The sequence below is a fragment of the Allocoprococcus comes genome (assembly GCF_013300725.1).
Lineage (GTDB): Bacteria > Bacillota > Clostridia > Lachnospirales > Lachnospiraceae > Allocoprococcus > Allocoprococcus comes_A.
This window is the reverse complement of record NZ_JAAIMM010000002.1, coordinates 18,017-38,504: the sequence shown is the minus strand read 5'-3', so window position 1 is coordinate 38,504 and position 20,488 is coordinate 18,017. Positions and strand designations below refer to the sequence as shown.

The window sequence follows — 20,488 nt, the reverse complement described above, 5'->3', positions numbered from 1 at the left end:
TCTTAGTTTATATTAAAAAAATACTATCTTCTGTAGCAATGATACTTTTTCTGAAGTATTTTCTCATCAGTTTCCCAATTATACAGATTGATAACGATTAATATAATGTACAACCAATGAAAATATTTATCTGTTTTTTTGTAAAATCTGTTCCATTGTATCGATATTCTTCCATTAATATCTTTTTATGAACTTCGTTCAAAAAAAAGAAACCATGCCTCAACACGATTTCTCTTTCTTTCTCTATTCTATTTCTTTTAACATTTTATAAATAATCAGGCCATTACTGACTGCCAGCACTTCATTTGCATTGTCAAAATTAATTCCGGAAATTTGTTTTATTTTTTCAAGCCTGTAAGATATCGTTCTATAATGAACAAACATTGCACCTGCTGTTTTCTTGATGCTTTGGTTATTTCTAAGATACATCTGCAAGGTTGTAATCAATTCTCCCTTATGTTCATCATCATATAAATATAATTTCTTTAATGTTTCCGGAATGCATCTTTCCAATTCCGTCATATCATCAACTTTGCCGAATATCTGGAAAAATCCGAGGTTCGAATAATGTACTACTGACTTATTCTTATCACCAGTCACCTGGCGGATAATCTCAATATACTTGATAGCCTGACTTGCTTCGTGATAAGATTCTTTCAATCGTTGATACCCTTCCACACTTTTTCCTATACCAATCTGGAAATCTGTATCTTTCTTTCTATAAAGGATGCTTTGCTGGATAACCTCCTCTATTTCTTCCATCTCTTTCTGATATTCCAGTTCTGTCTGATCGGAATCTACCTGTTGAATCATAACAATCTGATCCATATTTCTGTAAATAAGCGCATCCGGCAAAAGATTCATCAATTCACCCTCGATAACACCTACTTCGTGAAGCTGTTCTTTTGTATATTTTCTTTGTTCATTTTTTGTGATGGTATGAAAATCAACAACCCTGTAAGTATCGCTTTCTTTCATTCCGAGCTGTGCTGCCACTTCAGTCATTTCTTTCGAACTCAGTAATCCATTCAGAATATTATGGATAATATCTCTCTGATACGTCTTTTTCTCTTCATCCTGTGCAAATTCACTCAAAAATCCATACTGCAAGTTAATAGGCGCATTTTCGAGTTCCATACAAACATTCTGTTCTTTTTTTCTTAGCTCCTGTTCCATTGTTACAATCGTATTCGGAATCACTTTTGCATTATGAAACGTAATAATTGCTGTATTTTTCTTTACATCCACATACTTTCTAGCTTTCATCCATACATACGATGTACCGTTATTTTCAATGATTCCGCGATAGAAAATTTCTTTTTCCACACATCCATCTACAAGATGTTCTGTTAAATTCTCACCTGCAAGACATTTCTGGACATTCACCCAGTCTGCTTCACAAATATATTTTTCTGCATATTTTTTTATAAAGTCATCATATGATTCTGCTGTTTTTACTTGTTCATAGACATCATGATTATGAGAATAAATACATTCATAATTTTTTTCTCTCAGATTAACTTTTATAACCACATAAAATCTTCCAAAATATTCATCCTTACCAGGACGGATAATGTCTGATATCTTTACGCTTTCCAAGCGGTTATTGTATATATTTTGCAGTTCCAGCAGAATCTGATGTACTTTACAGCAGTATATATAATTTCTGGAGCAACCTCCCTCTTTTTCCAGGCACCTGCTAATTGCCATGGTGGATTCTGTACACGATATCACATCCCTTAAAGATATATTCTCTGGCTGTTTTGCAATCTGATATCCACCCTTTATCCCTTCACAGGCTTTTATGATTCCTGCTTGTTTTAATTTTTTTGTTATTTTGGGAATATAACTGGATGGAACACTTAGTTCCTGAGATAATTCTAATGTAGAGATCATCTGGCTTTGCGCTGCCAGATAACATACGATTCTGATAGCATAATCCGTTGTGCTTGTAAGCTGCATGGTTTTACCCCTTTCCTTAACTAAACTATTTCAGGTATTAGTTCGTCCTAAAAAATTGGTGGGTTCCTGTCGGACGATGAAATTGATTATTCAGAAATTTCCATCAATTTCATCAAGATATGGGGGTCGTTCTACTCTATCATCAGATATAAGATCTAGATTTCTATAAATAATAATATCGCAACATATAGTAATGCGATGATGGCTTTTCAATATAATTTTTTCTCATTGTCTATTTGAATCAGAGAATGTTTCTCATCAATATTTCTATATTGTATACCATTTTAATTTTTTTTATAATGTTCCAAACAGGAAAAGTTTTTTTATTTTTTTGTAAAATCTGTTCCATCGTATCGATACTCTTCCATATAATACCTTTTTATGAACTTCGTTCAAAAAAAGAAACCATGCCTCAACACGATTTCTCTTTCTTTTTCTATTCTCTTTCTTTTAACATTTTATAAATAATCAGGCCATTACTAACTGCCAGTACTTCATTTGCATTGTCAAAATTAATTCCGGAAATTTGTTTTATTTTTTCAAGCCTGTAAGATATTGTTCTATAATGAACAAACATTTCGTCTGCAGTTTTCCTAATACTTTGCTTATTTCTAAGATACATCTGCAAGGTTGTAATCAATTCTCCCTTATGTTCATCATCATATAAATATAATTTCTTTAATGTTCCCGGAATGTATCTTTCCAGCTCCGTCACATCATCAATTTCGCCGAATATCTGGAAAAAACCGAGGTTCGAATAATGTACTACTGATTTATTCTTATCACCGGTCACCAGGCGGATAATGTCTATATACTTGATAGCCCGACTCGCTTCGCGATAAGATTCTTTCAGCCGTTGATACCCTTTCACACTTTTTCCTATACCAATCTGAAAGTCTGTATCTTTCTTTCTATAAAGGATGCTTCGCTGGATAACATCCTCTACTTCTTCCATCTCTTTTTGATACTCCAGTTCTGTTTGATTGGGATCTACCTGTTGAATCATAACAATCTGATCCATATTTCTGTAAATAAGCGCATCCGGCAAAAGATACATCAATTCACCCACGATAACACCTACTTCTTGAAGCTGTTCTTTTGTATATTTTCTTTGTACATTTTTTTTGATGGTATGAAAATCAACAACCCTGTAAGTATCGCTTTCTTTCATTCCGAGCTGTGATGCCGCTTCAGTCATTTCTTTCGAACTCAGTAATCCATTCAGAATATTATGGACAATATCTCTCTGATACTTCTTTTTCACTTCATCCTGTGCAAATTCACTCAAAAATCCATACTGCAAGTTAATAATCGCATTTTCGATTGCCATATAATCAAGTTCTGTCAGTTCTCTATTTTCTTCTGTTATTGTTATATATATTTCCATCTCATTCAATATGGCAAATTTCACTACATATTGAACACAGCTTCCTTTCATCTGCTTCATATATTGAAATTTCGTAATAATATTAGGTTTATATGGCTGAATTTCATCTGACAATATTAACTTGGAGTTGTCCGAGTTTGTTGAAACCATACAATTAAGATTACCATAATACAACACAACAGGATTCTCGATCATGACACTTAAAAAATTGATAATATCACTTGCTGTATTACATGATCCATTATTATTTAAAATAAACGTATTAAAATTATCATGTGTAATTTTAAAATACTTTAATCGTGCAGTAACTTTATCGAATACCTGCATTATAACATAGCGGATAATTCCCCAGTAATATAAATCTTCTGAAATTTCTACCAGAGGAATTTCATATTTTTTGCAGTGTTTTTCTAATAAACTCAATCTGCGTCCTGTAGGATCATATTCTTTTCTTTACAATGAATCCACTTATGTCACTTTTAACTAAATCTTCAAAATGCTGCTCTACTTCTCGATCATTACATGATAAATATACCTGAAAACTGGTTATGAGTATTTCACCACCCGTCAGGTATCGCTCCATATCTTCAATTTCGATTATTCGAATGCCTTTCACTTCCAAATCTAGACCTTTTTCACCGCAAAGCAGCTTCATTTTGGGAAACTGTTCTGATTCAAGTAATTTTCTTACAGTATATGCCATCGTTACTCCTTATTCATTGCCAAATCAATACAACATAATATCTGTTATGTTGTAAACTGATTTTTCACATTTGTTTTGTTTGTTAATAAGTTAAATATGACCTGTTTCATTATAAATTGCACAAAAACGGCAATTGATTAGACAAAAATCACCTTCATGTCAGATGATAAATAGCCTTATTTCACAACGCCTTTTTCTTAAGGTCAAGTATACCTCACAGAATCTTCCTTGTCTACAACATGACTAATATTATGTTGTACTCCTAATATTTTTTTGTTCAATAAACCTATCTATTCGTTTTTGGAAAACAGATTCTGTAGTCGATGTGTATATTCTTGTAACATTAACACTACTATAGACGAATGTAACAATCTATTTAATCAAAAATAACTCTTCTCTCACGTCAAAAAAGGAATGAAAGCTACCAAAACAGTAACTTCCATTCCTTTTTCAATTATCTCACACCAAAATCAGCTCCTCTCTCCGGCTTATCTTTTCCCTGTTTTTCTTGAATAATCTTCTTATTGATTTCAAGCCGTTCATGAATGGATAATTTCTTATCTTTTCCATCTACCGTCTGCTTCTGCTGTGCCATTTTTCTATCTGTCTTTCCTGCATCCTTAACCACTGCATTCGCTTCGGTACTTGTTACTCGCTCATCTGCTCTTCCTTCATTTCTTTCTGCTATCTGCTGTTCTCGTCTCTCCTTCACACCTTTTTCTTCCAAGTTGCAAAAGCTCTGCAGATATGGAAGCACATGATTCTGCATATCCGTCAGATCTTCCATATACTTTTGGAACTCTTCACTTCCTTTGCTTTCTGGTAATTGATCCAACCGAACATCAGCCATCAGATTTCCAAATACGGTATTTCCTTTTACGATTGCAAATTCAGCGTCATCGTAGTAACTGTCTTCCGGATCACGATAGATAATCCCCATACTGCATACTCGATAGGCATTTTCAGGATTCTCCCTATAGACTGCAGCTATTTGATTAACATCGGTACTTTTTTCATAAGCTCCCATGTCTGGTTACTTTCCATTTGTTACTATTCAATGACCTTCGGTTCGGTACCCCCACCGGATTTTATGTTTCTGATCGTCTTTTCCAGTACCTTCATCTCTACAGGTTTTGAAACATGGGCATTCATACCGGCTGCCAGAGAATGCTGGATATCCTCTGAAAATGCATTGGCAGTCATTGCAATAATCGGAATCTTCTTTGCCAGCTCATGAGAACTTCTGCGGATTGCCTTCGTTGCCTCATAACCATTCATAACAGGCATCTGCACATCCATCAGGATTATGTCATAATCCCCTGGTGCAGACTTTTCAAATGTCTTCAAAATCTCTTCACCATTTTCACAGATGGTACATTCTGCACCCTCAATCTTTAACAGTTCCGTCAGGATTTCTGCATTCAGCTCATTATCCTCCGCACACAAGAATCTCATTCCTTGAAAGATATTATCATTCTGTTCATTCTTTTCTTCCTGTACTGTTGAGGAAACAGATCTATCCTCTGCAATTCTCAGATCTATGAGAACCTCAAAACAGCTTCCCTGTCCCAGTTCACTCTCCACATCTATGGTGCCTCCCATTGCTTCAACCAAGTTTCTTGTAATAGCCATTCCAAGACCAGTTCCCTGTATCTTATTCGTCATAGAACTTTCAGCGCGAGTAAAAGCATCAAAAATTATATCTTTGAAATCTGCCGACATTCCCATGCCATTATCGCTGACTAAGAAACGGTACTTTGCGTAGACAGATGACTTTGTCTCACATTCTTCTACCATAAACTGAATTTTTCCACCTTCCTGCGTGTACTTCACTGCATTAGAAACCAAGTTGCTGAAAATCTGCATCAGATGAACCTGATCTCCGTTCACCCACTCGTGCCGGATGTTTTCTTTTATGATTGTAAGAGTCTGATTTTTTTCGTCTATCTGTGAATGGAATATGGTATTGAGTTCTGTAATAAAATCCAAGATGGAAAAATCGGTATACTTAAAAACTGTTTTTCCTGCCTCAATTTTGCTCATATCCAGAACATCATTAATGATTCCTAACAGATGCTGTGATGAAATATCTATTTTATCTGCATACTCTATTACTTTCGCTTTATTAGCGGCATCATGTCTGATCAATGATGTCATGCCGATAATTGCATTCATTGGTGTACGAATATCATGTGACATATTGGACAGGAAATCTGTTTTCGCCTTATTTGCATTTTCAGCTGTCTGCAAGGCTTCCGTTGTAATGTCCTTTGCCTTTTTCAGTTTTTTATTGGACTCCTCCATTTCCTTCATTGCCTGCTTCTGAAGCTCATTATTTCTTTTTTCGTATTCAGCTTTTTGCTCAGCAAGACTGCGTCTGGAAATACTGTAGAATAATCCGGCAAAAAGCAAAAGTATAAAACCTGCCATGAATATTGTTTCAAACACTATTGTTTTCTGATAATCTCTTAGTACGTTATCAACTATGCCTTTGGGCACAATGCAGATCAATGTCGTATTGTTGCTTTCTATCGGGGCATATCCCAGATAGTAGCGAGAAGCCTTTCCTAAAAGCAGTACTCCCGCTTCCTTTTCTTCTATCTTTTTTCGGAGAAAAGCAGCCTCGTTTTCCGTGATGGCCTGTGCTTTCTTTAAATGCTTCAACAAGGAATAATTTCGAAAAAATATATCTTCACTCTGATTAGTATAAGTAATATTCCCTTCATTATCTAACATAAACAGGTATGCATTCCCATTATATCCTTTCAGTTTTAACATAGAATCTAATTTTGCATGATCATATACAGTTCCGATTGCCGTATAAGTTTCTCCATCAATGCGATATTCCGGACATGGAATTGCAGCCAGATAACCGCCGCTTTGTGTTTCTTCATGATTCCAGTCAACCAGTTTTGCAATATTATGTCCGTTTCTTAAATCCAACAGAAGCTTACTCGGAATGTCAATCCGTATTTTTTTTCCATCCACAGTGATTGCTTTACCATTTTCCTGAAGAAACAGGAGTGTGCTTTCAGATTCTTTTTCCCATGCTTCAAAAATTTTCTTGTGCGTATCTGTTTCAAGAGACAATTCCTTCTCTTGAAGCAAATAGTCTTCCACCAAATGCAACTGGCTGTAGTATCCATTTACCTGAAGATCATAGGTTTGCTGAATCTGTTCCACCACCGCTCCCATGCTCCTCTTTCCGTTTTCATCGATATACCTGTTCATCTTGTGCATAAGAAGTTTTATAAAAACTAAACTTAAAAGAATGACAAGCATTATAAGCAGCAATACTCTTGTTTTTTTTCTTTTAATTTCTGTTTGTTTCATCTGCAATTTTACTTTTCAACCTCTATATAGTCTTCCGGTGCTGACGGCTGCTGTCCTTTTGACATAGATGTAGTCCATGCACTTGATAATGTAGTAGCTTTCAGTTGCTCTATCTCACATTCCGGATATATTTCTTTCAAAACAGACATTGTATCATCTGTAAGAAGAATGGAATACTCTTTTTCTTTGTCCAATTCTCTTTCATTTACTGTTATATCCTTTAAAGAGAATCCGTTTTCCTCATGTTTGACAATTATTTTCATACCGGAGGCAATTGGTAATTCATATTTATTGGTTACCGAAAAACCATCTTTAGAATCAGCAAGATAATTTTCCACCAGTTCACAGATCTGTTTACCGTTGATCTTTCCAAGATATAATGATGTATCTGAGTTCTTCGCTGTCATCAGCGCAACTCGACTGCCGGTACATTCTCCTTTATAAATAGAAGAAGTGAAGTAATAGTATGGCGCCAGGGCCAGCTGCGCATTATGTTCTTCTCTGACTGTAGTTAAAATAGACGATGCCGCATCGCGACCATTTTTATCATTCAGGGAAATAGAATACTCCTGCTCAAAATTCACCATCGTTTTTTCTTCTGTATCATTACCATTCATTATACCACGAAAAGCGTCATATGCCTGTGTTTCATCCATTTCTCCTGACAACAGACCTTGAACAGCTTCCAGACTGGCAGCGAAGGATTTTTTGGCAGAATATCGGATATAAACAGAATTATTTTTCGTTTCGTCTTCCAGACCAGACACATCTTCCATCATGGTTGGAACATCGGTATTCAATGAGATCAAACCGGCTCCATCTGCAATCAGCGTTTGTCCTTCTTTTGAAATCATGCAATCCAGGACATCGAATGCCAGATCCAGTTTTTCCTGATCTTTTTCCAGCTCTTTGTTGAATGCAATATTTAGCGAAGGGGTCATATTTATAAAAGATTCATCCGAAATCTGTGAAAAAAACGGTATACGGGTTAATTCTGCATCCATCTGTTCCTGAATTTCCTGCATAAGTGCCGGATATCCATGAAACATTGCTGCTTTCCCCTCAAGGAACATCTGAGTTGCAGTATCAATATCGACGCTGATATCATCTTTCGTAAAATGTGAGTCCTTCAGAAATGTATTGGTTTCTGAAAAAATACGTTTCCATAATGCGTCATCAAACGCGATATCCTCTGATGCACTTTCAGCTGAGCTTCTCCATTCGATTCCATCCAGACTCATGAATTCACCAATTGCACCTGTCTGAATCACCTCATGAGCAGACCAGTCTTCTGCAAGATCCAGGGAATAAGGTTTTATACCATTATCATAAAATTGCTGGCATGCCTGTGCATACTCCTCATAATTTTCCGGTATCTTGATTCCATACTGTTCAAACAATGTCTTATTGGCAATGATTGTCTGCGGCATACCGCAGATAGGAAGCCACTGAATCTCATCTTTTGAATTTTTATAATATTGCAATGCATAGGAGTAATACCTGGAAACAACATCATAAGAAGCAAAATCCATAAGATATGGCTCCAGATCCTGTGCATCTGTTCCTGAGAATCGACGCACGGTTATAATATCCGGCAGTTCACCATGCTCTTCAAAATAGCTATATAAATCGGTATCATTGTTACCAATAATAAATTCAATATCCTGATCTGGAAACTGCTCCTGAATATATGGAGCAATATTTTTTATCAAACTATTTTCCCACAGATACACGGTAAGGTGCTCATCATTTTTAGATATTGCTTTTTGAGATTGTCCACATCCAGACAAAACAGTAGCTGCTACAAGCACCCCTAACAATAACGCTATCAGATAATGTTTTGCCTTTTCCATACTCGTATTTTCCTCATTCTTTCCTGATAAAATCATTAATTCAATAATTGGGCAGCAATTACAGCCAGCTTTCCAAGACATCATTCAGCTTATTCATATCCAGAGGTTTTGCAAGATGTCCATTCATGCCTGTATTTTTGGCCAGCTGTACGTCTTCTGCAAAAGCATTGGCAGTCATGGCAATAATCGGCAGCTTTCCCCGTTCACCAGGAAGACTCCTGATTGCTGCGGTTGCCTCATAGCCATTCATGACAGGCATTTGGATATCCATAAAAATAAGGTCATACAAGCCTTTCGGAGAAGCTTCCACTTTTTCAACTGCAATTTTTCCATTTTCCGCTGTTTCCACTTCTGCCCCTGTCATCTGCAGAATTTCAACACCAATTTCTCTGTTCAGCTCATTATCCTCAACCAGCAGAATCCTTTTTCCTGTGTAATCTGCTTCTGACAGCTCCTCCAGATAATTTCTTGCTGTTTTTTCTTTTCTGCCTGAAGTAAACTGCCGCAATGTAGCCGTCAGCCTGGAACGGAACAGCGGTTTTGCAATAAAAGCATCTACGCCTGCAGCCTTTGCTTCTTCTTCAATCTCACTGAATTCATAAGATGTCAGTACAATAATGGTAATCTCTTTCCCTATCCGTTTTCGGATCTGTCTGGCTGTTTCTATGCCATCCATGTCCGGCATCTTCCAGTCCAGGATGACAGCAAAGTAATCATTTTTTAGCTCATGACGTGCATAGCAGCGCTCAACAGCTTCTCTGCCAGAGAGAACCCATTCACCTGTAATACCGATTTCTTTCAGTGTAGCAACTGTACTTTCACAGCATGTCTTATCATCATCCACAACCAGAACAGGCAGATTCATCAGATTTCTGTCCTGTTCTTTTTCTTTTTCCTGAAGCTCCAAATAAATTGTTACTGTAATTTTAGTTCCCTTATGTAAGGTGCTTTCCACTTTAATATTACCATTCATCAGGTTCACAATATTTCTGCTGATTGCCATTCCAAGACCAGTTCCCTGGACTCTGGTTGTCCGATGGTCATCTGCGCGGCTGAAAGGATCAAACATGATTTTCTGGAATTCCGGTGACATACCGATCCCATTATCCTCAATCGTAAATTCATAGCATCCAAGTTCCGAAAATCCATTTGGCTTTTCCTCTATGGAAAAAGTAATATTCCCACCATCCGGTGTATACTTGATCGCATTACTCATCAGATTCACAAATACCTGCTGGATTCTCAGGCTGTCACCACAGACACTCTCATGTTCAATGTGATTAATGTGTATATCTAAATTGTGTTTATGTTCATCAATCACCGGTTTTGTGAGTGTTATAAGATTATCCACCAGATCTGGCAGATTGAAATCCTCCTGTGCCAGTGTCATTTTTCCACTTTCAATACGTGCCATATCCAATACTTCATTGATCAGCCCCAGCAGATGGCGGCTTGATTCTGTGATCTTGCCGAGGCATTCAATGACTCTGTCCTTGCTCTCAACATTTGCTCCTGCGATTGCCGTCAGACCCACAATCGCATTCATTGGTGTCCGGATATCATGGGACATATTGGAAAGGAATTCTGTTTTCGCACGATTTGCATTTTCTGCGGACCGGTAAGCTTATTTCAGTGCCTGACGGGATTCAATCTCTGCTTTCTTTTCCTGTGTCACATCCATGGATGCCAGCAATACCCTTTCCAGCTTTCCATTCTTCCATTCCAGGGGAATATAAGAAGCGATTTTATAAGTCTTTTCATCCAGGCTGCAATACTCAAACTTATAAATATCATTTTCACTTTTCAGTTTTTTCCGAATATTATCCGGGGCTATCAGGATATCTATAGCTTCCAATGGTTCCAGTGTCTTATATTTTTCAAGAACCTGCATCTGAAAATCATGATAAAATCCAAAAGGTTTATATATCATCTGTCCATTCAGATTGTAGAATTCATATCTGTCATTTTCGAGATCACAGACAACAAAGCGGTCAACCAGACGCACAATACTCTGAATCAGCTGCTCCATGGAAGCATTATCCGCTGCCATCTGCAGATGCCGTGCGCTCTCTACCTTTGTCTCTGTGATATCACGCAAGAAAATCATGGCATATTCTGAATCCTCTATTTCGCCACGTATGACCACATTACGGACCCATCGTTCTTCTCCATTCAGAGTGATACGGCACTCTAAAGCTAATTCGGTTTCCAGACCCTTCAGCCTTTCTGCAATATAACCACGGTCGTAAAAAGAGGATACCGCCTTCTTATCTGTCTCCACAACATAGGAATCCACAAAATGCCGAATCAATTCATCCCACGTATGACTCTGTTCAAAGACGGTCATCAGGGACGGTTCAACCTTAAAGGTATCAAAAGTATTCGCTTCCAGATTCACATAATACTCGCACAAATCTGCTTTCGTAAAAGCCCGGTGGAAAGCAGCAGATTTTTGTGCCTGCATGATTTCTTTTTTCTCCGCATCAATGTTAATAAAAATCCCGGCAATCCTGCTGGCAGAACCATCCAGACGGCGTATTACTTCTGCCGATGCCCGAAACCACTGGTATTGATTATCCTTCATTCTCATACGATACTCTACCTGGTATTTTATCTGATTCGTCTTATCTTTAATTGCCGCCTGAAGCTGCACCATTACTCTTTCTTTATCCTGTGGATGCAGAAGATCTGACCAGGATTCCAGTTTATTCGGAAAGTCCAGAGTGTCATGATAGCCAAGCATTTTTCGGAATTCATGACTCCAGTTTGCATTCACAATCTCACTGTTTTCGTCACAGTCAAAATACCAGAAGCCGGAATAGATAGCCTCATTGAGCAGTGTCAAATTTACATGATCCCAGTTGACCTGTACGGACATAACCCAGATCTGTCTGCCCGCTTCATCTGTCGCATCCTCTTTATAAAGCCGTACATTATTCACTGTACCGTCTGCAGTAAGGATCTGTGCTTCCCCTGCTCCGTGAAGCTGCGAAAAACGATCTCGATTCATTATATCTTTCTCATTATAAAAGAAGTTTTTCAATGATCCTTTTGTCTGTTCCATGGAAGTATCGAATGTATATCCTGTACTATGCAACAGCAGATTATTCACAGACAAAATAGACAGGTTTTGGTCATAAGATCCTGTCATTATACCTACCCCGCCATTATTTTCCAGTGTTTTCTGTACGACCTGTGACATGACCTGTGTCTGCCCCGTTACAGTCTCACCTAATGAATATATTTTTTCTTCATAATTTTCCATTTTATAAAAATCCTCGCTTCGTCTTGTGCCTTCTTCATCCTGCTTTTATCTGTATACAGAGAACCTGTCCCTGCCAGTTTTCGTACCCATTTTGGCATATAAAAAGGATACTTGCCCAAATATGCCCGTATCCATACTATATTTCTTTAGAATCACTCATCGATATAGTATAAAAGGTATCGAGATCTCTTCCACTTTCACATCTTTTCCATATATGATATAGAAACAGTTGCAACCGGCTGACCTGGTCAAACTTTCTGACTTTAGCCTCTTCTGGCTTTGCGTCCCAGACTTTCATCTGGTTTGCCGTTTTCCTTATTATAGCCTTTAAACTTATGCAATAAAACCGGATTTATTATACTATAGTGCTCTGCTGTACACAAGAAAAACATTACCGTTTTTACGTTCAAAAACAAAAAAAGAACAGCCGATAATATACTCGAACTGTTCTCCTACTTCCGAAGTCCACGTAGCATTGACATCAATGTTTCCTGCTCATTTGTACTCAGATTGTTCCATATCCCTAGAACTTCTTTCTGTTTTTCTGTCAGATTCTCTGAATTATTATCCTGCAGACATTCCGGTCTCGGAAACTGTTGAAATTACGGTAACTATCTGTGATGAAAAGAAAACCATCAAAGCCAGTACCAATGACACTTTGCTGTCTTTTTAATTCCTGCGATTATTCTTTAAATTCCACAGCATGCTTCCTCTTCCAGATCGGAAAAAGCTTCCTCTGGCAGACATAGTTCTCCCGTTCTTTGATTCCGATCGTATGGAAAAATGTCTTCCACATCCCGGTATATTCATCTTCATACGCTTCTGTTTTACGAAGTGCATCAAACTCTTCATCCGTCAGATACCGAAGATAATTTTCTCCGTCTTTTGGATGGACACAGGCCATCTTCCTGTTATCGTCAACGATCATCCAATGCTCTGATGGCATACGGTCTGCGAAATGTCTTCCAACCAGCATGATCACATCACTTTTGGGTTCCAGATGGCTGACATACACACGTCCATCCAGACTTTGGAACCGGGCAAACTCACGGAAGTGATGGCTTTCATTTCCAATATTACGGTACAGCTCCATAATCCGCATCACATGTGGATTCGTATAGTTTTCAAGTACATCTGCTCCCATTGCAAATCCAACTCTGAGAAAATTATAGATTGCCTGCAATGCATCCTCTTCTGCAGATAGGGATGCGTAATACACATACAGATAGGCTCTGGAAGAAATATCTCTGCGAATAGACCGGGTGACTTTTTCTGCCTTGGAACAGTCGCCGTCTACATGGATATATTCATCCAGCAGTGTCGGTTGGAAAATCGGTTCTTTTTTCAGCCTTATCTGATCATGACCGATTCGTAAAGCATCTGCCCATGCATCATAGATACAGGTCATGATGTCTTCTAACTTATCCTTACAAGTATATATTTTCATAAATTACCTGCTTTCTCTATCCAATTCCAAAATCCGCAAGTGTCATCTGTGAAAAACCTTCATTTGCATGAGCCATTTCCCATGATTCCTTCCGATCTACGCTGACCAGCTGTCTTGTGATATAAGTCTCTTCAACCGGCGTGTGATACATCTGCTTTCCGCCACAGGTGATGAAATAATGCGCTCTTTTCAGAACAACACCCATTTTCTTCAGATTTGTAAAATCCAGTCTTCCATATCTTCTTGCATTTACAATACGGCTGGCTGATTTCGGCCCGATTCCAGGTACACGGAGAAGTTCTGCATAGCTTGCAGTTTCCGCTTCAACCGGAAATAATTCCAGATGGCGTAATGCCCAGTCGCACTTCGGATCCAGAAGCTCATTAAAATTTGGTTTCTCTAACGTTAAAAGTTCATCTGCCTGAAATCCGTAAAAGCGGAGCAGCCAGTCCGCCTGATACAGTCTGTGTTCCCGCAAAAGCGGTGGCGGAGTCCCGATCGCAGGCAGAACAGAATCTTCATTTAACGGGATATATGCGGAATAAAAAACACGTTTCAGATCAAATCCCTGATAAAGCTGCTGTGTGGTCTGCAATAAAGTATAATCACTTTCACCTGTTGCTCCAATGATCATCTGCGTACTCTGCCCTGCCGGTGCAAAACTTCGTTTTAATCTGGACATGTCATGTGGCGCCAGCTGATATGCCTGATTCCAGGTGAATGAAGAATCCAATACCGCAGGATTTGACCGTGCAGAAGTCTTGGATACATCGGTTCCTTTTTGTAGCGCTGCTCTGCTCTCCAGTTTCTTTTGAAACTGCTGCTTGGAAGTGTCCGAAAAAATCCCGGCTTGCAAGAACTGATTTCCGCGGCTTCTTTCCATATACGCAGATTTTCCGATTGCCATTCGGTGTGCAGCGATAGTATTCTGCACCTTCCCCATCGGATTCAGGATGGTCTGCATAGTTTTGTTCGGTGCCAGCTTACGAAGGCTCTCAGAAGTTGGCAGTTCCAGATTCACGCTGACACGGTCTGCAAGATAACCGGCAGCTGCAAGTAATTCATCCGAAGCTCCCGGAATTGTCTTCACATGAATGTATCCGTTAAAATGGTATTTTGTGCGGAGAAGTAACAGTGTCTCGCACATCTTTTCCATGGTATAGGTTGGATTTTTCAAAACACCGGAACTTAGAAAAAGTCCCTCGATATAATTACGTTTATAAAACTCTACAGTAAGATTGCAGATCTCCTCAGGCGTAAAGGTTGCCCTTTTTACATCATTACTCACCCGGTTGATACAATATTTACAATCGTAGACGCAATGGTTGGTCATCAGAATCTTGAGCAGAGAGATGCATCTGCCGTCTGCAGCAAAGCTGTGACAAATTCCGCACGAAACGGTACTGCCGAGTTCTCCTTTCCGTCCCCGGCGACTGGATCCGCTTGACGTACATGCGACATCATACTTGGCTGCATCGGCAAGAATCTGTAGTTTTTCCTGTGTTGTATAATTATCGTTTGTCAGTTCTGTATTCATATTCTCATTATACAAACATACGTTCGCCGATGCAAGGCTTTTTTTACTTTTGACACTCACACCATCTTTTCATTTATTTTTGCAATTTACCACGGATGCATACGCTTCTGACGCACAAACAGGGTATGTACCGTTTTATTACCATACATACCCTGTTTATGTTAAGAAATACTTTTTATCCATTCTTCATGCAGCTTCGCAACCGATGACATCACGTAATCCGGCTGATGTTCGTATGCTTTTGCTTCTTCTTCAGTTGCCTCACCGGATAATACCAGCACCGTCTCCACCCCGGCATGATACCCACACAAAATATCGGTATACAGGCGGTCTCCGACGATCAATGCTTCCTCTTTCTGATAATGGTTCCGCTGCAATGCAAGTTCCACCATAGCAGGCTCTGGTTTGCCAATAAAATATGGCATCCGCTTTACTGCATGTGCAAGCATTTCACAGATGGATCCGCAGTCCGGTACGAATCCGAATTCAATCGGACATACATAGTCCGGATTGGTTGCAAGATAATCGACTTTCTGTGTACTCAGCAGCTTACACGTATCAGACAGTTTTTCATAGGTCAGCTGATTATCATAAGAAACCACAACACAGGCAATTCCTTCATCTTCACAATCCGTTGTCACACGGATCTGATTCTTTTTCAGCTCCCGGATGAAAGAGCGGGTTCCAAGTACATAGATCAGATCCCCTGCATGATGTTTCTTCAGGTAATCAACAGTTGCATAAGATGCTGTCAGAAAATTCGTATAATCCGTATGAATTCCCAAAATCTGAAAAGATTTGATATAATCATCAATACTCTTGGTCGCATTATTTGTGATAAATACAAACTGTCCGCCATTCGTTTTGATATCTTTCAAAAATGCGGCTGCTCCCTCGATCAGCTGGTTCCCTTTGCAGATGGTACCGTCTATATCCAGCAGAAAAAGTTTTTTATTTTCCAGCATAGCCTACGCTTCCACTTTTCCTTTGATCTGCACGGCTTTGTCCGGATAATTGGTGATAATTGCAGTTACACCTGCGCGGATCAGCCATTCCATATCCTCTTTTTCATTGACCGTCCAGACGCGGACATTTAAACCACTGTCCAGATATTCTTTTAAGAAATCAGCCATTTTCACGTGATATACCGCAGGATGCAGTCCGTCTACACCTGTATTTTCCGCATAGTCTTCCACATTTAAGATTACATCACTGTATAAATATGCGGTTTCTGCGTCTGGAACGATTTTTTTGATCTGCTGGATGCTGTAGTGATTAAAGGAAGAATAAATCACCTTGTCTTCCATTCCAGATGCTTTGACAAGATCTGCAACCTTCTGTTCGATTTCTGGATACCAGTAAATCCCTGTTTTTAGTTCAATATTGACCTGGATACCGGATGTTTTTACTGCATCCAGTACTTCTTCCAGGGTTGGGATTTTTGATGAGGAATACTCCGGAAATTTGTTTTTCAATACCGTAAGTTCTTTTAATTCGTTTAAGGTATAATCTTTGACCCATCCTGTTTTTTCTGTAACTCTGTCGATCGTTTCATCGTGGATCACAACCGGGATTCCATCCTTTGTGAGCTGGACATCCAGCTCGATTCCATCAGCTCCCTGTGTGATTGCCAGCGCAAATGCTTCCAGTGTATTTTCCGGTGCATATCCGCTTGCGCCTCTGTGTGCAAATATCTTTGTTTTGCTCAATGTTTACTGCCTCGATTCTTTTTTAATTATTTACAGTATTATAGTCAGTGATCGCCTTGTTGATCGAATCTGACATTTTCTGTACTGCTGTGTCGACATCTTCTTTTCCATTCAGCATACTTTCGATTTCAGACTCAACGGTTGCTCTTGCTTCCGGGAATACACTTAAGAGTGCACCGCAATATTCCGGGGAAGAATCATGAAGCTGATCGATTGCTGTCTGGAACTGAGGATACTGCGCGATATTATCTTTGAATGTCTGTTCGTCGTGTGCTTTTGTGGTAACCGGGAAATATCCTGTCTGTGCATTCCAGTATGCCTGTGATTCCGGGGAGATCAGGAATTTTACGAATTCCCATGTGGCACGGAGTTTCTTTGGATCTTTATTGTTCAGTGCCCACAGAGAAGCTCCACCGATGGATACTCCGCCTTCATCACTTGAAGATACCTTCGGGAAATATGCAGTTCCCACTTCAAATTTTCCGTTTACATCCTGCAGGATCTGTTTTAAGGAAGCAGTAGATCCCAGTGTGATCGCAGATTTACCAGCTGAGAAATCTGCCAGTCCTGCATCACCGCCTTTACCAACGATCGGTGCATATCCGTCTTTGTTGAGTTTCTGCCATGCAGTCAGAATGTTCTTTGCTGCACCGTTTTTATCAAAGTCAACTGCTGTTGCAGCCTTTTCACGGCCATTTCCATTATTGGCATAATCCAGTCCCTGTTTTCCGATAAGCTGCTCGAAGAACCATCCGTAGATACCAAGTGACATCACTTCACCGGCGCCGCCTTTTGTCATCAACTGATCACCAATCTCATCGATTGCTTCCAGGCTGTCCGGAATTTCGGTAATACCGGCTTTGTCGAACATATCTTTATTATAATACATAATTGGTGTAGATGAGTTAAAAGGCATCGAATATAATTGATTATCAATAGTATAATATGCAGCAAGGTTCGGTTCAATCTCAGATACATCATAATTATCTGCATCGATCATTTCCTGCATCGGAACAGTCCAACCGGACTCAATCATAAAACGGGTACCGATTTCATAGACCTGTACCAGATCTGCACCCATATTTCCAATCTGTGCACTCTTTAATTTGTTCAGGGAATCATCATATTCTCCCTGATACTGTGCTTCTACCGTAATTCCATATTCATTTTCATCATTGAATTTTTTGACAAGTGTGTCGATCGCCTGACCATTTACACCACCCATAGAATGCCAGAATGTAATTGTCGTTCCGTCTACATCTTTTGCATCTGCCATTTCTACTTTTTCACTGCTGTCTGCTGTATCGGATGAACCGTCCTGGCTGATGGAAGATTTTCCACCTCCGCATCCTGCAAGCATTCCGACAGTTATTGCTGCCACAAGTAATAATGAAACTGTTTTCTTCTTCATAATTTTCCTCCTGATGTTATCTCTTCTAATTGGATGAAATTGTGTGTAATATTTACACATATATAGGATCGGGAATGGATATTTTCCCGTTTCCAGCATAATAATTAACCTTTTACAGCACCTGAGAACATTCCTCTGATCAGCTGTTTCTGTCCGATAATGAAAATCGAGATGGATGGGATGATGATCATAACTACCCCTGCGATCATTAAGGTAATGGACTGTGAATCCACGCTGTCAAGCATACTGATACCAATCTGTACGGTTCTCATATTGTTGGAGCCGGTTACAAGAAGCGGCCACATATACATATTCCATGCATTGATAAAGGTATAAACTGCCATAGCTCCGATTGCTGATTTGGTCAGTGGAATCAGAATTTTAACAATAAATTTCAAATTACTGCATCCGTCCAGCTTTGCCGATTCATACAGTGACATTGGGAATGTCATATAGAACTGGCGGAATAAAAAGATTCCCATCGCTGATGTCAGATACGGAATGATCAGTACCGCATAGGTATCAAGGATTCCCCAGCTTCCGACGGTCAGATAGTTGGAAATGATCGTTGCTTCGCCCGGAACCATCATAGTTGCCATAACAACTGCAAAGAGGATTCCTTTTCCCTTAAATTCAAGGAATGAAAATGCAAATGCGGCAAGGGAACAGGAAATGATCTGTCCGATGGTAATGCAGCCTGCCATAATGAAAGAATTCAAAATAAAACGAAGCAGCGGAACGTTTGTAAATGCATCTTTAAAATTCTGCAGTGTCGGATGCTTTGGAAAAAGGTTCAGATCCGTTGTAAATAATTCATTTGACGGCATCAGCGCAATGCTGATCGCGTACAAAAGTGGAAGAAGTACAATGAGGGCAAACACAATATTTGCCGTAAGCCGCAGTGCTGTCTTACTTCTTCTTTTTGCCAGTGCTTTGGCATTCATTTTATTTTTCAATTCCAGAAGTTCTCTTTTTGAATATTTTCCTTCCATTGGAATTGCCATACTGTTTAACTGACTCATTAGTAATTAACTCCCTTCTTCTCAATGCGGAACATCACCAATGTTACAAGCATGATAATAATAAACAGGATCACAGACTGTGCAGATGCGCTTCCGAAACGATAATTGAAGAATGCATCTCTGTAAATCGAATACACGATTACGTTTGTGGATTCATTCGGTCCGCCTTCTGTCAGGATCTTGATCTGTCCAAAGGACTGGAATGCCTGGATGATGTTTACAACAACGGTATAGAACATGATCGGTGACAGTCCCGGAAGTGTCAGACTGAAAAACTGCTGTACACCGTTTGCCCCATCTACGGATGCTCTCTCGTAGATCGTCTCATCAATATTTCCAAGTCCTGCGGAAAAATACAGGAAATTGATTCCGCTGTTCAGCCAGGCGGTAAGGATTGCCACACAGTACAGGGCTGTATGTGGGTCATTCAGCCAGTTGATATCCAGTCCCAAAAGTTTGTTGACAATTCCGACTGCCGGATGAAGCATAATCTGGAAGATCATAGCTGCCGAGCTGGATGCGATCGCCATCGGAAGTGCATATGCGGTGCTGAATACGCGGATTCCCGGGAACGCCTTGTTACAGAGAACTGCTGCGATAAGTCCAAGAAGCATTCCGCCAAATACTACGATGACCACAAAGATCAGTGTCACTTTCAAACTGTTCCGGAAGGATTCTGAGCTGAGCAGATCCATATAATTCTGAAGTCCTACGAAGATTTTTGCCTGTCCCATTTTGTTCGTCATAAAAAGGCTCAGATAGACTGTTTTTACGAATGGATAGAACAAAAATACCGCAAAGATCAGAAAGCTTGGTATCAGATAAAGGTACGGTGTAATTTTTATTTCTTTTTTCATGT

General features: G+C 39.3%; 13 protein-coding genes, 1 pseudogene and 1 riboswitch. All 14 genes and pseudogenes read right to left on the bottom strand.

The features are described from left to right. Nucleotides 1-243 precede the first annotated feature (243 nt). The gene (locus G4407_RS01465) at nucleotides 244-1,962 is read right to left on the bottom strand and encodes an Rrf2 family transcriptional regulator (RefSeq protein ID WP_173687488.1); all 1,719 of its coding nucleotides are present in this window, start codon (nucleotides 1,960-1,962) and stop codon (nucleotides 244-246) included. A gap of 436 nt (nucleotides 1,963-2,398) precedes the next feature. Beyond that, the gene (locus tag G4407_RS01460) at nucleotides 2,399-3,772 is read right to left on the bottom strand and encodes a PucR family transcriptional regulator (protein WP_243868738.1); all 1,374 of its coding nucleotides are present in this window, start codon (nucleotides 3,770-3,772) and stop codon (nucleotides 2,399-2,401) included. Nucleotides 3,773-3,788: 16 nt separating this feature from the next. Continuing rightward, the gene (locus tag G4407_RS16460; protein ID WP_243868737.1) at nucleotides 3,789-4,052 is read right to left on the bottom strand and encodes a PucR family transcriptional regulator ligand-binding domain-containing protein; all 264 of its coding nucleotides are present in this window, start codon (nucleotides 4,050-4,052) and stop codon (nucleotides 3,789-3,791) included. A gap of 454 nt (nucleotides 4,053-4,506) precedes the next feature. Beyond that, nucleotides 4,507-5,079 (bottom strand): hypothetical protein, encoded by a 573-nt coding sequence (locus tag G4407_RS01455; protein WP_173687461.1) that lies wholly within the window; start codon nucleotides 5,077-5,079, stop codon nucleotides 4,507-4,509. Between the two features lie 23 nt (nucleotides 5,080-5,102). Then, entirely contained in the window at nucleotides 5,103-7,247 is a 2,145-nt protein-coding gene (locus tag G4407_RS01450) for an ATP-binding protein (protein ID WP_243868736.1), read from the bottom strand. A 146-nt stretch (nucleotides 7,248-7,393) separates the two neighbouring features. Further along, nucleotides 7,394-9,238, bottom strand: coding sequence for an ABC transporter substrate-binding protein (locus tag G4407_RS01445; protein ID WP_173687486.1), 1,845 nt, complete (start codon nucleotides 9,236-9,238; stop codon nucleotides 7,394-7,396). A 58-nt stretch (nucleotides 9,239-9,296) separates the two neighbouring features. Next, nucleotides 9,297-12,503, bottom strand: a pseudogene (locus G4407_RS16980) (response regulator). Nucleotides 12,504-12,730: 227 nt separating this feature from the next. Next, a riboswitch (cyclic di-GMP riboswitch) is annotated at nucleotides 12,731-12,821 on the bottom strand. A 364-nt stretch (nucleotides 12,822-13,185) separates the two neighbouring features. Next, nucleotides 13,186-13,950 (bottom strand): TIGR03915 family putative DNA repair protein, encoded by a 765-nt coding sequence (locus G4407_RS01435; protein ID WP_173687485.1) that lies wholly within the window; start codon nucleotides 13,948-13,950, stop codon nucleotides 13,186-13,188. Between the two features lie 16 nt (nucleotides 13,951-13,966). Further along, the gene (locus G4407_RS01430; RefSeq protein ID WP_173687484.1) at nucleotides 13,967-15,487 is read right to left on the bottom strand and encodes a putative DNA modification/repair radical SAM protein; all 1,521 of its coding nucleotides are present in this window, start codon (nucleotides 15,485-15,487) and stop codon (nucleotides 13,967-13,969) included. Nucleotides 15,488-15,648: 161 nt separating this feature from the next. Then, nucleotides 15,649-16,452, bottom strand: coding sequence for an HAD-IIA family hydrolase (locus tag G4407_RS01425; RefSeq protein WP_173687483.1), 804 nt, complete (start codon nucleotides 16,450-16,452; stop codon nucleotides 15,649-15,651). Between the two features lie 3 nt (nucleotides 16,453-16,455). Then, nucleotides 16,456-17,196 carry a glycerophosphodiester phosphodiesterase gene (locus G4407_RS01420; protein WP_173687482.1) on the bottom strand — a complete coding sequence of 247 codons (741 nt, stop codon included), beginning with the start codon at nucleotides 17,194-17,196 and terminating at the stop codon, nucleotides 16,456-16,458. 22 nt (nucleotides 17,197-17,218) lie between these two features. Further along, complete coding sequence (locus G4407_RS01415) at nucleotides 17,219-18,607, bottom strand: ABC transporter substrate-binding protein (RefSeq protein WP_173687481.1); 1,389 nt, start codon at nucleotides 18,605-18,607, stop codon at nucleotides 17,219-17,221. A 104-nt stretch (nucleotides 18,608-18,711) separates the two neighbouring features. Beyond that, nucleotides 18,712-19,599, bottom strand: coding sequence for a carbohydrate ABC transporter permease (locus tag G4407_RS01410; protein ID WP_420314994.1), 888 nt, complete (start codon nucleotides 19,597-19,599; stop codon nucleotides 18,712-18,714). Between the two features lie 29 nt (nucleotides 19,600-19,628). Beyond that, nucleotides 19,629-20,486 carry a carbohydrate ABC transporter permease gene (locus G4407_RS01405; RefSeq protein ID WP_173687479.1) on the bottom strand — a complete coding sequence of 286 codons (858 nt, stop codon included), beginning with the start codon at nucleotides 20,484-20,486 and terminating at the stop codon, nucleotides 19,629-19,631. Nucleotides 20,487-20,488: the final 2 nt, after the last annotated feature.